Consider the following 14792-nt stretch of genomic DNA (forward strand, 5'->3'; position numbering starts at 1 on the left):
GCACCACGTCGCCGGGAGCCGGGTGAGACGCGCGCAAGAGAGAAGACCATGGCCTGCGCAGTCGTCGCCCACCACCGCAGCGCCCCCGAGCACGAGGGCGCTGCGGTGCGCGAAGCGCTGCCGAAGGCGCGGCGGGCGACCCATGCCGAACCGGCGTACCTGATGCACGAGGTGCACTCCGTGGCCGACGAGCCCGGCGGTTTCCTGCTGTACGAGCGCTACGAGTACTACGAGTACTACGAGTACTACGAGGGAGTGGCGGGCTTCGAGGCGCGTGAGGCGGCGGCCCCGCACTTCGAGGAGCGGATCGCGGAGACGGTGGGGCCGCTGCCGGCGGACCGGCCGGTGGTCTTCGCCGAGGTGCTGTGACGGCCGGGCCGGGTGGCACGTCTCAAGGCGATCCCAACTTCCGTGAATTCATGGGGGTGTGGGTACACGCGTGCTACGTTCGCGAACACTCCTGACGTCTGATCACCCACGGGGGGCGAGATGGCGGACCGTGAACTCCATGGATACGGGCCACTGATCGACTCCTTCGTGCCCCGGGCGGTGGGACTGAACGCCCGGGGGCAGGGCGTACGGCCCGCTCATCCGGGAGGAGCCCCGGTGATCATCGTGTACGGGGGCCGTGGGACCGGGAAGACCGCCGTGTGCCGTCGGCTGCACGACACCTACGTCAACCGGCTGCACGTCGCCATGTGGCCCATGACCGGCCGGCCCGCCTCGTCCCCGGACGCCCGGGGCGACGCGTCGGGCCTGTTGGCCTCCCGTCCCCTGGCCGCCCTCGCCTGGCTCGTGCACGAGCTGAACGCCGAGGTGCCCAGGTTCGGCCGGATCGCCTTCCCCCGCTTCACCTACGGCCTGGTCGCGGCCACCGTGGTGGAGGCGTCGCCGGACCCCGCCACGCAAGTCGGTGCCGGGCCGTCGGTGCAGGCGCTGGCGGACTTCCAGGAGCACAAGAACGCCCTGCTGGCGGCGCTCGCGTCCGCCCCCGGCCACACCCCCGTGGGCCGGCGGTTCGGGGCCTTCGCCGAAGCGGTGATCCCGCTGGTGAGCTGGCTCGCGCCCGCGCTGGCACCGCTGGAGGAACTGCTGCGGCAGTTCGCCCGTCAGGCGGCCGACGGCACGAAGCTGCACACGGCCGCCCTGCGCTGGTGGGACGGCCAGCGCCTCGGCGTCCCCGGCACCGGCATCGAGAAGGTGCTGCGCTACGCGCAGGCCCTGGGCTACCGGGTGGCGGCGGACGGCCGTGGCGAGCTGGAGCGCCGGCTGACCGCGGCCTTCCTCGCGGACATCGACGCCTACTACCGGCGTGTGCATCTGCTCAGCCGGCCCCTGCCGCTGATCCTCCTGGACGACACGCACACGGGCACCCCCGCACGCGTACTGGACCTGCTGCTGAACGCGTACGCCGCGGCCGGCGGCCACGGCAACGCCCAGGGCGCCCGGATCAGCCGGCCGGTGATCGTGGCCACCCGGCTCGGCCCGGGCACCCGGCCGGCGGCGCCCGGGGACCGCCACCACCCGGTCGAGGTGTCGCAGATCGACACGCTGGTCTGGCGGAGCCCGGACAGCGACGCGGCCGGCGACTGGCAGGTGCGGCTCGCCGCTCCCGCGCTGCGCGCCGACGGCATCGCCCCCGCTCTCGGCGCCGACTGCCCGCGGGGGCTGCCCAATCTGATCGAGCAGATCAGCGCGGGCCGCGCGGGCCTGGCCTGGCCGCTCGTCGAGGCCGCCGAGCGGGACCTGGCCGCCGGAGCGCACAGCGCCCTGCGCCGCCGCGGACCCGCCGAGCTGGGCCCCGCGCTGCTGGCGCTGCCTCCCGCGGGCCCGCCGGCCCCGGACCGGCCACCGGCCGTCGCCGACGTGCTCCTGCGCTACCTCGTCCCCGACCCGGAGCTGATCGGCCCGCTGCTGCGGCGGGCCGTGGCGGTGACCCGGAACGAGATCCCGGTGCCCGCCGCCGGTGCCGAACAGGACGCCGAACAGGACCAGGTGTCGGCCTTCCTGCGTGCGGAGCACTGGGAGCGGACCCCGTGGGCGGGCGACGGCGGAACGATTCCTCCCGTCTCCGACCGGGCGCTGCGGGAACTGCTCCTGTACCGGCTGCGCGCCGAGTGCACCCCCGCACGCGGCGGACCGGACGCCCACGGACGCTGGACGCGGTCGCACTCCGCCGCCGCGGAGGACCCCCACAGCCCGCCCGCCGTCCGGCTGCACCACGCCCTGGCACTCGGCCGCCGGGAGCGGGTCGTCTCCGAGCTGCACACGCTGTTCGACCGGATGTCCCGGCCCGCCTGGCTGGCCGCCGTGCAGACCGTCTGCGCGGCCCCGCACCCCCCGGACGGCTACGCGGAAGACCACCCGGAGCCGCCGGACCTCTGCCCGGCCTGCCCAGGCCCGCTGCCCGACGGCCGGCACCGGGCCATCTCCCGCCTGGTGACGCTGCTGTGGGGCCTGTCGACGCTCGCCTCGCTGTACACGGACGACCCCGACGCCCCGAACAACCGGCTGACGGCGCTGCTCAACAGCTCCGACCTCGCCGACGACGAGGGGGTCATGTCCGAAGCCGCCCGCCGCTGGCCGGCTCAGCTCTCCCGGGGCCGGCGGGTGCCGGAACTGCCGATTCCGATCGTCTGAAGGGAGACCCCATGGAGGAACCCCGGTTCTGGCCCGCCTTCGTCCTGATCGGAGGCGCGAGCGCGGTCGTCGTCGTCCTGGGACTCGCGGTCTGGGGAGCGTGGCGGGCGGGGCTGGTCCCGGCCGTCCGCAACGCACTCGCCGCCGTGTGCCTCCTGGGCGCGGCGGGCGCGGTGGGCGTGATCGTCTGGGCGGCCGGCCTGCCCGACTACTGCCAGAGCGGCAACGAGCGGCTGGTCGAGGAGGACGGCCAGTGCGTGGGCGTCAGCGACGGCAGCCATGTGTTCGACAGTTCCATATCCGCCGTGTCGCACAAGATCGAGCAACTCAACGACCAGGTCGTCGAGGGCGGCAAGCCGTACGCCACGATCGCGCTGATGATCCCCATGACCCCGGACGAGGAGAGCGAAGCGGACCGGGCGCAGCTCCTGCGGGAGGTGCAGGGCGCCTACCTCGCGCAGTACCGGGCCAACGTGGTCGACAAGGAGGACGTACCCGTCCGTCTCGTCCTCGCCAATCCCGGCCGCGAGCTGGAGCACAGCCGCCGGGTGGCCGGCTGGCTCGCGGAGATGGCCCGCTCCCCGAAGGACCGGCTGCGGGTGGTGTTCGGGTTCAACCTGAGCGTCAGGGAGAACGCCGACACCATCGGCTATCTCACCCGGCAGCAGCACATTCCCGTGGTGGGCGGGCCGATCACCGCCACCGATCTCGCCAACGACGCGAGCGGCCGGTACCCGGGGCTGGTGAAGGTGGTGCCGTCCAACCTCGACCAGGCCAACGCCCTGCGCGCCTACCTGGACGAGGACGTCGAGAAGACCTTCCTCATCCAGGACCGCAGCGGCAGCGACCTCTACTCCCGGTCCCTGCTCGAAGCCTTCGGCGCGGTCACCAAGGGATCGGCCTCCGTCCCGGAGGAGTACGACGCCTCCCAGGTGACGAAGAACGACTTCGCCCTGATGGTCGGCAACCTCTGCGACTCCCAGGCCACCACCGTGTACTTCGCCGGACGGCCCCGCGAGCTCACCCAGCTCGTCAACGCCCTCGGCAGACGCGGCTGCCAGCACCGGCACTTCAGGGTCGTCACCGTCTCCGGGGCCTCGACGATCGCGCTGGAACCGGACCTGGACTGGGGCGCGCTCGCCCGGGGCAAGGGCCTGACCGTGGAGTACGCCACGATCACCCACCCGGACGCCTGGGCGGCCCCCGAGGGCCCCCGCTCACCGCGGCCGCCCGCGACCGGTGGATCGACCGACGACTTCGCGGCGTTCACCGCGCTGCTGCGCAAGAATCCGCCGTCGCAGATCGGTCCCACCGACCTCTCCGACGGACGCACCCTCACCATGTACGACGCGGCACTCACCGCGATCACCGGCATCAACAAGCGAGTGGCCCGCCCGGGCGAGGTGCCGACGCTGTCCGGCATCGAGGAGACCTGGCGGCGGCTGCGCGGGGGGAACAGCGTGAAAGGGGCCACCGGCTGGATCTGCCTGACCAACAACGGCACCCCGTACGACAAGGCCGTGGCCATCGTCCGTCTGGTGCCCTCGGGCGGCGACAGCGGGGGCGGGCACCTCGCCTTCCAGGGCATCGCCTGGCCGACCGGGAAGCCCCTGACCGCGAAGCGGTGCCTGGACACCAGGGGCTGAGCCCACACACAGGGGGGCCGGGCTCGGTCGCCCGGCCCCCTGCGCACCTCGCTTCGGTCCTCGTCGGAACTCGTCGCCCCGGCAGCAGCGGGCGACCGGCACGGCCCGGCCGTCCATCCGGCGAGACCGGGCCTCTGCGCCCGGCGCCGGCGATGTGCGCCCGCCCGTCGCCGGACGAGCCCGCCGGGCCGCTCAGGGCCTGCGGCCGTGGAAGGTGCGGCGCAGGTCGCTCACCCAGGCGTCGGGGTTCTCCCAGGGGATGAAGTGGCCGCCGTGGTCGTGGGCGTTGACGTTGACGTGGTTGAACCAACCGGCCTGCGGGCCGGCTTCGAACGCCCGGACGCGCTCGTCGGCGGTGTGGATGCCGGGCGGGTTCTCGTACGTGACGAAGGTGAGGCCGGCCGGGGCCTGCACGACCGGGGTGCGGTCGTGGGCGGGGGCCCAGGGGTAGCGGTTGGCGTTGGCGTAGTAACGCATCGACGTGGCGATGGAGTTGTTCACCCAGTAGATCGTGGCATGGGTGAGCAGGTCGTCCTTGGTGAAGACGGACTCGAGGTCGCCGCCGTTGTCGCTCCAGGCGTTCCAGCGCTCCAGCAGCCAGGCGAGCAGCCCGGCGGGCGAGTCGCTCAGCCCGTGGGCCAGGGTGGCGCCGTCGAGCATGTGCACGGTGAGGTGGGACGCCCAGCGGTGGTCCAGCTCGACGATGCGGGCGCGGACGTCGGCGGGCTGGTCGTCGGTGAGGGGCTGGTTCCGTGCGAAGTCCCAGGCGCGGGGGCCGGTGAAGAAGTCCAGCGGCAGCCCGGAGCCGATGTGGATGCCGTACAGCTCGTCGGCGTACTTGTGGCCGAGCTGGCTGGAGACGAGCCCGCCGATGTCGCAGCCCCCGGCGGCGTACTTCTCGTATCCCAGGGTCTCGGTCATCAGGGTGTGCCACAGGTCGGCGACCTTCCAGAAGTTGACGTCCGGAAAGCCGGTGAGCGGGCCGGGGAAACCGAAGCCGGGCAGGGACGGCACGATGACGTCGAACGCGTCGGCGGGGTCACCGCCGAACGCGGCCGGGTCGGCGAGCGGGTCGATCACCTTCGACCAGTGCCAGAACGTCCACGGCCAGCCGTGGGTGAGGATCAGCGGGACCGGGCGGGGGCCGCGGCCGGGCTTGCGCATGAAGTGCACCGGAACACCGGCGACGCTCACCTGGTAGTGCTCGTGGACGTTGATGGCGGCCTCGGCCTTGCGCCAGTCGTAGCCGTCCCGCCAGTAGGCGACCAGCTCACGGAGATAGCCGTCCGGGACGCCGTAGGACCAGTCCTCGTTCCCCTCGTCCAGCGGCGGACGGGTCAGCGTGAGACGGGCGCGCAGGTCGTCGAGGACCTCGTCGGGCACATGGATCGGGGTGGGCTCCAGGGGGAAGACGCGCGGGATGGCCATGCCGTGATTCCTTACTGGACAGGGGAAACGGTGCCGTCGGCTTGTGAAGTGGAGGGGCAGCGAGCCGGGTCATTCTAAGGAGTGCGGGCAGCGCCGCGGCGCGTGGCTGCCGGTGGCCGCGCCCGAGACGTCGGGTGCCTTGCCGCTGCCCCGGTCCTCCAGCACATACCGCGCGTTCGGAGCCACGGTGACCGCCTGCGCCGTTCCGGCGGCGCCGAGCGCGGACAAGCGCCGCCGGAAGAGCGGTCACCGTGGAGAGCACCACTGTTCGTCTGCCGTGCCTCCACCCTCCACCCGCACTCGACCGTACGAGCAGGACCATGGACCCGCTCGAGCGGCTCGGCGTCACCGGACCGCGGTGTTGCCGCTCCCGGCCACGTCAACGGGGAACTCGGCACGACGGGCCTGCCGCCCGATCACTCACACGGCCGCGGCGAGGGAGAGCTCACCGGCGGCCGGCACGCACAGGGCACAGGCACCCCGAGGGTGGCGGGGGCGCGCGGTCCTCCGGTCGGTCAGGGAGTGGACAGCTCGAACCTGGTGAAGCGGACCGCGCCGCCGAGCGCTTGTGTGGCGTGGTTGAAGAGGGCGAACCGGCAGCCCATGAAGAAGCACCAGTCGTTGCCCAGGGTGAAGGCGGGCCCGAGGCGGGTGAAGCGGACGCCGTCGGTGCTGTAGGAGAAGGTGCCGGGGCGTGGTGCGCCGGGGCGGATGCCCGCGTTCGCGCGCAGCCAGATCCGGCTGCCGGTGACGGGTACGCTCGCGGCTTCGTAGCCGGTGCCGGTGGTGTTCCAGTTGCCGTCCATGGTCAGTCCGGCGACCATCACCACCCGCGTCAGGCCGCCCTCGCGTTTGAGGCCGATCCAGGCGGAGGAGTCACGCAGCAGCGCGAGTCCGGCCCGGTCGCCGTCCCGCATCGCGGAATGGTCGAGCTGGACCGTGGCGGTGGAGGTGGGCCCCTGGATGCGGTGGGTGAGGGTGTTGCGGGCCCAGCAGAGGTCGTTGGTGACGGTCGCGGTGCGCAGGGTCAGGCCGTTGCCGGCCGACCACTTGCTGTTGTCCGGGTTGTGGTTCCACTCCCATCTCGGCTTGAGGGTGGTGCCGTCGAAGGTGTCGACGCCGGTCATGGGAGTGACCTGGCGCGGGGGAGGGGGCACGACCGGACTGGGATACGAGGTGCCCCACGCGCCGTTGACCAGCTGCACCACGGGCCAGCCGTCCGCGGTCCAGGTGACCGGGGCCAGGGCGGGCATCCGGCCGCCGGGGTAGGCGTCGACGAAGGCCAGGCAGTACCAGGCGCCGCTCTGCGTCTGCACGAGCCCGCCCTGGTGCGGGACGCCGCCGCCGGGGATCGGCCCGGGCAGGTCGAGGAGCACCTGGCGCATCGTGTACGGGCCGAAGGGACCGCTCGACGACTTCAGGATGTACTGGCCGTTCGCCGGGCGGGTCAGGAAGATGTAGTACTGCCCGTTGATCTTGTAGAAGCGGGCGCCCTCGAGGGTGCCGACACTCGACGGTGTCGTGAACACCTGCTGGGTGCGGACCTGGGTGCGGGCGTCGGGCGAGAGCTGGGCCACGCTGATGGTGGTGTTTCCGTACGCCACGTACAGGGAGTCGTCGCTGTCGACGAGCAGCCCCGCGTCGTAGTACGGCGTGCCGATCGTCGATCGGCTCGGCGGGTGCTGCGGGTGCGTCCGCGCACTTGTCCGGCAATCCATGAGCCGCACGTTTCCGAATTGCATTCGAAATTCCGGGCCCTGCCCGCGATGGCCTCCTCTCGCCCCGCCACCTCGGCCGCGCCAGACGGCCCGGCGCTCATCCCGCCGTTGGAGCGGAACGGCTGGAACGGCTTCAGGTGCGGGATCACCGGGCCCCGGGCCCGCCGGGCCGCCGACGCGACAACGGCCCCGGCTCTTTGAGGACGGACACTCCGCGGTCGGTCACGCGGACGGGGAGTTCATCAACTGCTGGGCCAGTTCCTCGACCTCCATGAGCAGTCCGGCGGGATCCTGATCCAGGTCGAGGGCGTGCTGATGGATGATGATGCCCGCGTGGCGCACCCGATGGGCGGCGTGCGGGGCATTGCCCTTGGCGTACACGAGATGGCCCTCGCGCAGACCGAGGGCGGTGCAGTACGCCAGCATCTGGTACAGGTCGGCGTCCGGATAACCGCCCCGTTTCTCCGCCTTGTACTTGGCGTCCACGACCGCGCACGGGCTGCCGTCGGGCCCGTACAGCACGAAGTCCGGCTTCATGCGGATCGTGGCGGCCTCGTCGAGGTGGTGCGGGGCCTGGAGCCGGACGGTGTGACCCGACCCCATGGCCTGGAGGGCCTCACGCAGGGCGGCCGACACGAAGTCCTCGAAGAGCTTGTTCATGTCGAACAGGAACCCGTCGATGCGCAACCCGCCGGGCGCGTGCTCGGCGGAGATGCCGTCCAAGACCGCGCGAGCGAGACGCAGGGCGTGGTGGTACCGGGCATTGAGACGGGTGGGGAGCCAGTCGGGTAGCGGCTGCCCGCGCACGATCGCGGTCACGTCGGCCAGCCGGGCACGCTGGTACAACAGCCTGCGACGTACGTCGCGCGGCACACCGGGCAGCCGGAGGAGACGCTCGACGGCCGTGCGCAGGATGCGGTTCTCCGCGATGTCGGTGGTGAACTCGTCGTACGCCGCCTCCACCGGCAGTACCGCCCCGAAGCGACGCCGCATCTGCTCCGCCTCCCGGAGCCGTCCGCGGAGGACGAGGAGGCTCTCCTCCGCTGTCTTGTACCCCTGCAGCAGTCCTCGCCGCAGCGCACGGTCCATCTGCCGCTCCACCGCGTGGGCAAGTGCGGGCACCAGATTGTGGTGCTCGGCGACCTCCACTTCTCCCTCTCGCCAACTCCTGTCGTGCACAGGGCTGTAGCCGAGCAGGAAGAAGAGCCGGACGACGGGCACCTTGGGAGTGATCCGCACGGTGACCGGCTCGCAGCCTGGTACGGTCACAGCGACCGCCCCGACCTTGCTGCCCGCCCGCAGCGACCAGTGCCCCGGGGCGTACGGGTCGGGGGCCGCGTCCACGATGCCGGTGGCGGCGAGCGCACGACCGACGGGATCGCAGCCAACGGCGCAGCAGACCGCTCGCCGGCTGTGTACGCGGCGACAGCTCCACGAACGCGAACCGGCGGCGCATCGCCGCGTCCACGAGAGCGATCGAGCGGTCGGCGGTGTTCATCGTGCCGATCACGAACAGGTTCGGTGGCAGCGCGAAGTCGTCGCCGGAGTAGGTGAGCCGCACCGGCTTGTTGCGGTACTCCAGCAGGGAGTACAGCTCGCCTAGCTTGACTCTGTCGGGGATCTTGGCGGTCTGCTCAGTCTCTGGCGGACCGCCAGGACCTCGGCCGGGTGATTCCGTGCTGGTCCAGGTAGTTCTGGAAGGCGGTGGGCGGCCGGGACGGAGGTGGTTCTCCGGTCGGCGGCCGCCGGCTGAGGCGCTCGATGTTTGCGGCGATGGCTGTGAACACGTGCTGTAGGTGGGCTTTGTGCTGTCCCCGGTAGCGGCAGCGGCGCATGCCGTGTCCGTGGGCGAGCTCGTTGATGGTGCCTTCCGCTCCGGAGCGGACCGCGTAGCGGGCCTGCCATTCGGGTGTCTGCTGTTCGGCGCGGACTCGGAGTTGCAGGTCACGGAGTTCTCGCGGGGGAAAGCCCACGCTCCGGGCGCTGTCGGTGGTGGTCGTGCAGCGGGTGCGGACCGGGCAGGGGCGGCACTGGCTCTTGGTGAACCGTGCCACGATCAAAGGTGCCGCGGTGGGTGAGGAGGTCGGGTAGGGGCCGTGCCATCCCGCGCTGGTCTCGCCCTGCGGGCAGGTGACCTGACGGCGGTCGAAGTCGATGTGGAAGTCGTCGCGGCCGAAGCCGTTGTTCCTGCGGTTCTGGCGGGTGGTGTTGACCGGCAGTGGCCCGGTGACCGTGACCTGGTGTTCGCGGGCTGCCTGTTCCAGATGGACCAGGGAGGTGTAGCCGCCGTCGACCAGGTGCTCGGCGGGCAGCAGTCCGCGGCGCTTGAGCCGGGTGTGGATGCCGGGCAGCGCCTTCGCGTCGTAGCCGGTGGCGTCGGTGGTAGCCACATCCGTGATCACGTTGACGCCGTCAGGATCACAGGTCTCGGTGAGATGTGCGACGAACCCTTTCCAGCGGGTGACATGTCCGCGACGTGCGTAGCGGGCGGTCGGGTCGTAAGGCGAGACAACGGCAACGGCCGAGGGCGGTAGCCCGCCGTCCTCGGCAGTGCGCCAGCGCAGGCGGCCGGCCCCGTCGCGGTAGTAGTTCTGCACCATGATCTGCCGCAGGGCCTGGACCCGGGGCCCGGACAGGCGTTCCGGCCCGTGCTGCCCGAGGTGCTCGATCAGCCGGACGGCGTCGCCGCCCGTGGCGAGAATCCGGGTCTTGGGGCGGGTGGGGTTCTTGCCCGGACGGACCGGGCGGCCGTAGCGGCGCCCCCACTCCTCGTCGACCAGGCCGGCCAGCAGGTGCGAAGCTGTGCCGGCCAGCTCTTCCAGCGCGGCGCGGACGGCCTCGGTGACCAGTTCCAGCCGGGTCAGGTCGCGCACCGCGGCCAGGACGTGGGTGGAGTCCGTGCGCTGGGTGGTGCGCTCGCGGACGAGACCGGCCTCCTTCAGGCGCGCGAGCGCGAGGTCGAGGAGACGGTCGGCTCGGCCGCCCTCGGTGAGACGGTCGCGGAAGTCGGCCAGCACCCTGTGGTGGAAGCCGGGATCGTCCAGCTCCATGGCCAGCTCGTACTTGAAATCGATGCGGCAGCGAACCGCCTCGGCCGCCTGCCGGTCCGACAGACCGAGCAGGAACTGCAGCACACAGACGGTGGCCAGCTGGGCGGGCGAAAGCCCCGGACGGCCGTCACGCGGGTACCAGTGGGCGAAGTCCTCGTCACACCACAGCCCGCCCAGGTGGTCTCTCACCCACATCGCCGTTGTCCCGCCCGGGTTGCTCGCCCGTGCCATCTGCACGGTCAGAGAAGGAACTTGCTCACCAGAACGCGGGCGGAGCGACAACGGGCACCTCGACAACTGCATCGGTCCTTGGACAGAAGCCGAGCATGCCCGTTGATCATGCTGCCCCGCCGGGGATCACCAAGATCCCCGACAGAATCAAGCTAATACTCCAGCAGGACTTTGCTGTCTGACCTGCGGGTTTCGCTGGGCGGCTGGAGTGTAGCGGGACTTCGATCGTGTGGGGGCGGTCTCACGGAGACCGCCCCTCGATCGTGCGACAAGCCGCAGGTAATGACAGCGGCGGGCGACCGCTTGGCGTCGGCGGCGCCAGTTCGACCAGCTCAGCGCGTGGTGTCGTCCTCGGTGTCCGCTCAGGTGCGGGGGCCGGGCACGACAAGCTGCCAGGAGTCGCCGAACCTCCGCCACTGTGAGCTCGATGGCCCCGGCTGTCCCACCTGTTCCGCCCCTTTTTCCCAGGGCTGGTGTGCCGTGGCGGCCAGGAAGGCGTGCGCGAGCATGGCCAGCGTGATGTGCCGGTACCAGCCCACATAGCGGCGGACTTCGTACTGGTCCAGGCCGCACTCGTTCTTCGCGGCCTGGAAGCACTCCTCGATCGCCCAGCGCGCCCCGGCGACCCGCACCAACTCCTGGACGGTGACCTGAAGGGGGGTGTAGGCGAGGTAGTAGGCAATCTCGTCGGGCTTGCTGATGCTGCGCCGGGCCAGTGCCCACCGCATCCGGTGAGGAACCTCGCCCTGATAGTCGAACTCGGCGACGGCCGGCAGCCGCACCGCTGCCCAGTGGTAGACGCGTGGCCCCTTCGCTCCGTTGCCGCAGGAGATCTTCTCCCACGCTTCGTCGGGGGCCTGCGCGAACAGGCCATCGATCCGTGAACAGCCCACGCTGAACTGGGACTTAGGGACGGCCAGTACGTAGCCGACACCCGACTGTTCCAGCAGCCGGCGGAACCGGTTGTCCTGACCGTAGGCGGAATCCGCGGTGACCCAGGCAATGGGCAGCGGCGAGGCCAGGGCCCGCAGCACCATGTGCCGGGCCAGTTCGCCCTTGGTGGCGAACTCCCGCTCGTCGGGGACCCTTGCGGTGCGACAGCGTTCCCGGTCCTCGGTCCAGGACTTCGGGAGGTAGAGCTCGCGGTCGACCAGTGCCCGGCCACGGGCGGAGGCGTAGGCGGTGAAGACGCCGATCTGGCAGTTTTCGGTGCGGCCGGCGGTTCCGGAGTACTGGCGCTGGACCCCGGCTGAGGTGGTGCCCTTCTTGATGAACCCGGTGTCGTCGATGATCAGGATGCCATCGGTCTCGCCGAGCTTGTCGGCGACGTATGTCTGCAGGTCATCGCGGATGTCATCGGGTTCCCACTTCGATCCGGCGAGGAGGTGCTGCAGGCCGTCGGGCGTGGGGTGGCCGGCCTGTTCGGCCAGCTGCCAGCTGTTTTTGCGGGCCACCGGGGCGAGCAGCCCGCGTACGTAGTCACGCATGCGACGGCGGAGCTCGACGCGGCCGAAGCGGTGCCCGATGGCCAGGAAGAGATCGTCCAGTTCGAGGTCCCATTGCGCGGCGGCAGACTCGGTGATCACCCTCGGAGGCTGCCCCGCCGCTGTCATTACCTGCGGCGTTGTCGCACGATCGAGGGGCGGTCTCCGTGAGACCGCCCCCACACGATCGAAGTCCCGCTACACTCCAGCCGCCCAGCGAAACCCGCAGGTCAGACAGCAAAGTCCTGCTGGAGTACTAATACTCCAGTACGGTTTCGTGATCTACCCAGCAGATTCGTCGGCGGCTCGTCGTTGGTAGTGGCTGTGTCGGGCCGTTGCCTGGTGGTGCCTGCGCCAGTTGGACCAGTGCAGCAGCCTGGCCGTCGGCATGGTCGGGGGGTGGAAGGCGGCGCCGAAGAGGCGGCGGATCTCCGGGACGGTCAACGCGATGTGGCTGTTGTTGTGGGTGGGCTGGTGCGGATCGGCGGTGCGCTGCGGTGCCGCGTCGGCGGCCAGGGCGGTCAGGAAGGCCAGGGCGAGCATGGCGAGGGTGATGTGCCGGTGCCAGGAGGTCCAGTTGCGGACCTGGTAGTGGTCGAGTCCGACCTGGCCCTTGGCCGCCTGGAAGCACTCCTCGACGCTCCAGCGGACACCGGCGACGCGGGCCAGTTCGGCAAGGGTGACCGTGGTGGGTGACCAGCACAGGTAGAAGGCCGGTTCGCCACTGGTGCGGTTGCGGCGGACCAGTAGATGGCGGTGGCTGTCTTTGCCGATGTGGACCCAGGTCCAGTCGTAGTAGCGCGGACCCTTCGCACCGTTGCCTGCGCTCTGCCGCTGCCAGGCGGTGGCGGGCAGGCGGCCGGCGACGGTGTCTGCGCGGATGGTGGTGCGGCCTGAGTTGATCCGCACCCGCGTCGAGCGGGCGACCGCCATCACATAGCCGGTGCCGCGCGCTTCCAGGGCGGCACGAAGCTGAGGGTCCTGCCCGTAGGCTTCGTCGCCGGTCACCCACCGTGCCTTCACCCCGGCGCCCAGCGCGGAGGTGATCATCTCCCAGGCCAGGCGGGGCTTGGTCGCGAACTGCACCTCGTCGGGTATCCCGGCGGCGTGACGGCGCTCGGAGTCGGCGCTCCAGGAGTGCTCGGGCAGGTAGAGCCTGCGGTCGATCAGCGTCCGTCTCCGGCTGGTGGCGTAGGCGAGGAAGACCCCGACCTGGGAGTTCTCGATGCGTCCCGCGGTGCCGGTGTACTGGCGCTGCACTCCCGCCGAAGCCCGGCCCTTCTTCACGAAGCCGGTTTCGTCCACGATCAGCACACCGCCGTCGCTGCCGAGGTGTTCGACGGCGTAGGCGCGGATGTCGTCACGGACGGCGTGGGCGTCCCAGCGGGCGTAGCGCAGCAGCCGCTGCATCGGCCCCGGCCTGGCCAGGCCGGCCTGTTCGGCCAGCTGCCAGCAGTTCTTCCGCTCGACAGACGACAGCAGCCCGAGCAGGTAGGCGCGGGCACTCGCCCTTGGCTCAACTCGGCCGAAATGTCCCGCGATCCGGGCCATGGCCTGGTTGAACATCGCCCGCCAGCGGGCGGGGTCTACGCTATGGCCAGCGGCCACCGCACGATCTTCGTTTGTCCACACACCAACCGATGATCACGCGGTGGCCGTACCCGTTCCCGGCCGGGTACGATCACAAGATCGCGAAACCAGACTGGAGTGCTAAGACGCCGTAAGGTCCACGCCGAGCAGCTCGGAGAGAGTGGCCACCGTCTTCCGGGGGTCCTGGTTGTGCACCCCCGCGAGGCCGAGCTGCTCCGCCGCCTGAACGTAGCCTTCGGTGTCGTCGACGAAGACGCACTCCTCGGCCGGCAGATCCATGAGCTTGAGCGTGATCTCGAAGAGCTCGGGGTCAGGCTTGCGCAGTAGATGCTGCTCGGAGATCACCACGACGTCGTACAGCCGCTCAAGCTCGTAGCCGTCGTACAGGTCCCAGGGGGCGAGCCCCACGCTGTTGGACAGAATTCCGACCTTGATCCCGGCCCGCCTCGCTGCGGCAGCCGCATTGATCATCAGCGGCTCGGGGTGAAGATCGCCGAAGATGCGGCCCATCAGGTTGTCGGGGGACACGCCCAGCATCTTGCCGGCGAACTCGTTCCACTCAGTCTGGGAGACCGCTCCGCGCTCAAGGTCGCTGGTGATCCGGACACCTTCCTCGTCCTTGTACAGGGCTGTGAGGCAGGCGCCCTGCGGAAGGCCCTCGCGCTGCTCGAAGGCGAGCACCGCAGGCAGCAGCGGAGTGGTGAGAACGCCTCCGAAATCGAGGATGAGACCGGCGCGGTTGGACATGCGAGAACTCCAGATTGCTGAGATTTCGGACGCCCATCCAGACCGGATAGCGTCACGGCCCGGCTACCTTTGGCGACGGGAAGAGCTCTGCGTCGCGGGCCGGGGTGCACTTACGGGGCGGAGCAAGACCTATCAGTCCGCATGACCCACGGTGCCAGCCCAGTGAGCCGTTTCCAACCTCAGCTTGACGTCGCGAGGTGGAGCGCGAGCGCGGCCTTGACCAGGTCGGTGATGCGGGTTGTGCTGCAGCGGAGCTTG

Annotated in this window: 9 protein-coding genes and 2 pseudogenes; 3 read left to right on the forward strand and 8 right to left on the reverse strand. The window is 70.7% G+C overall.

What is annotated here, in order from left to right; genetic code table 11:
• The first annotated feature begins 48 nt into the window (after positions 1 to 48).
• The 3 genes from ABZ340_RS06170 (at position 49) to ABZ340_RS06180 (ending at position 4286) form a co-directional block, all read left to right on the forward strand.
• Positions 49 to 369 carry an antibiotic biosynthesis monooxygenase gene (locus ABZ340_RS06170; RefSeq protein ID WP_358780546.1) on the forward strand — a complete coding sequence of 107 codons (321 nt, stop codon included), beginning with the start codon at positions 49 to 51 and terminating at the stop codon, positions 367 to 369.
• A gap of 237 nt (positions 370 to 606) precedes the next feature.
• Positions 607 to 2640 carry a hypothetical protein gene (locus ABZ340_RS06175; RefSeq protein WP_358780547.1) on the forward strand — a complete coding sequence of 678 codons (2034 nt, stop codon included), beginning with the start codon at positions 607 to 609 and terminating at the stop codon, positions 2638 to 2640.
• 11 nt (positions 2641 to 2651) lie between these two features.
• Positions 2652 to 4286 carry a hypothetical protein gene (locus ABZ340_RS06180; RefSeq protein ID WP_358780548.1) on the forward strand — a complete coding sequence of 545 codons (1635 nt, stop codon included), beginning with the start codon at positions 2652 to 2654 and terminating at the stop codon, positions 4284 to 4286.
• 192 nt (positions 4287 to 4478) lie between these two features.
• Here the strand turns inward: ABZ340_RS06180 and ABZ340_RS06185 are convergent, their stop codons facing one another.
• The 8 genes and pseudogenes from ABZ340_RS06185 to ABZ340_RS06220 all read right to left on the reverse strand — a co-directional run bounded on the left by ABZ340_RS06185 (position 4479) and on the right by ABZ340_RS06220 (position 14534).
• Positions 4479 to 5714: an epoxide hydrolase gene (locus ABZ340_RS06185; protein ID WP_358780549.1), complete on the reverse strand. Its 1236-nt coding sequence runs from the start codon at positions 5712 to 5714 to the stop codon at positions 4479 to 4481.
• Positions 5715 to 6229: 515 nt separating this feature from the next.
• Positions 6230 to 7387, reverse strand: a pseudogene (locus ABZ340_RS06190) (family 43 glycosylhydrolase); the annotation flags it as partial.
• 267 nt (positions 7388 to 7654) lie between these two features.
• Complete coding sequence (locus ABZ340_RS06195) at positions 7655 to 8776, reverse strand: restriction endonuclease (protein WP_358780550.1); 1122 nt, start codon at positions 8774 to 8776, stop codon at positions 7655 to 7657.
• 37 nt (positions 8777 to 8813) lie between these two features.
• A pseudogene (locus ABZ340_RS06200) lies at positions 8814 to 9032 on the reverse strand (DUF4357 domain-containing protein); the annotation flags it as partial.
• Positions 9033 to 9066: 34 nt separating this feature from the next.
• Complete coding sequence (locus ABZ340_RS06205) at positions 9067 to 10677, reverse strand: IS1182 family transposase (protein ID WP_358780551.1); 1611 nt, start codon at positions 10675 to 10677, stop codon at positions 9067 to 9069.
• A 398-nt stretch (positions 10678 to 11075) separates the two neighbouring features.
• Complete coding sequence (locus ABZ340_RS06210) at positions 11076 to 12260, reverse strand: IS701 family transposase (protein ID WP_358780564.1); 1185 nt, start codon at positions 12258 to 12260, stop codon at positions 11076 to 11078.
• A 219-nt stretch (positions 12261 to 12479) separates the two neighbouring features.
• Complete coding sequence (locus tag ABZ340_RS06215; protein ID WP_358780565.1) at positions 12480 to 13748, reverse strand: IS701 family transposase; 1269 nt, start codon at positions 13746 to 13748, stop codon at positions 12480 to 12482.
• Between the two features lie 159 nt (positions 13749 to 13907).
• Positions 13908 to 14534 (reverse strand): HAD-IA family hydrolase, encoded by a 627-nt coding sequence (locus ABZ340_RS06220; protein WP_358780552.1) that lies wholly within the window; start codon positions 14532 to 14534, stop codon positions 13908 to 13910.
• Positions 14535 to 14792 lie beyond the last annotated feature (258 nt).

Source organism: Streptomyces sp. NPDC006134 (assembly GCF_040628835.1).
GTDB lineage: Bacteria > Actinomycetota > Actinomycetes > Streptomycetales > Streptomycetaceae > Streptomyces.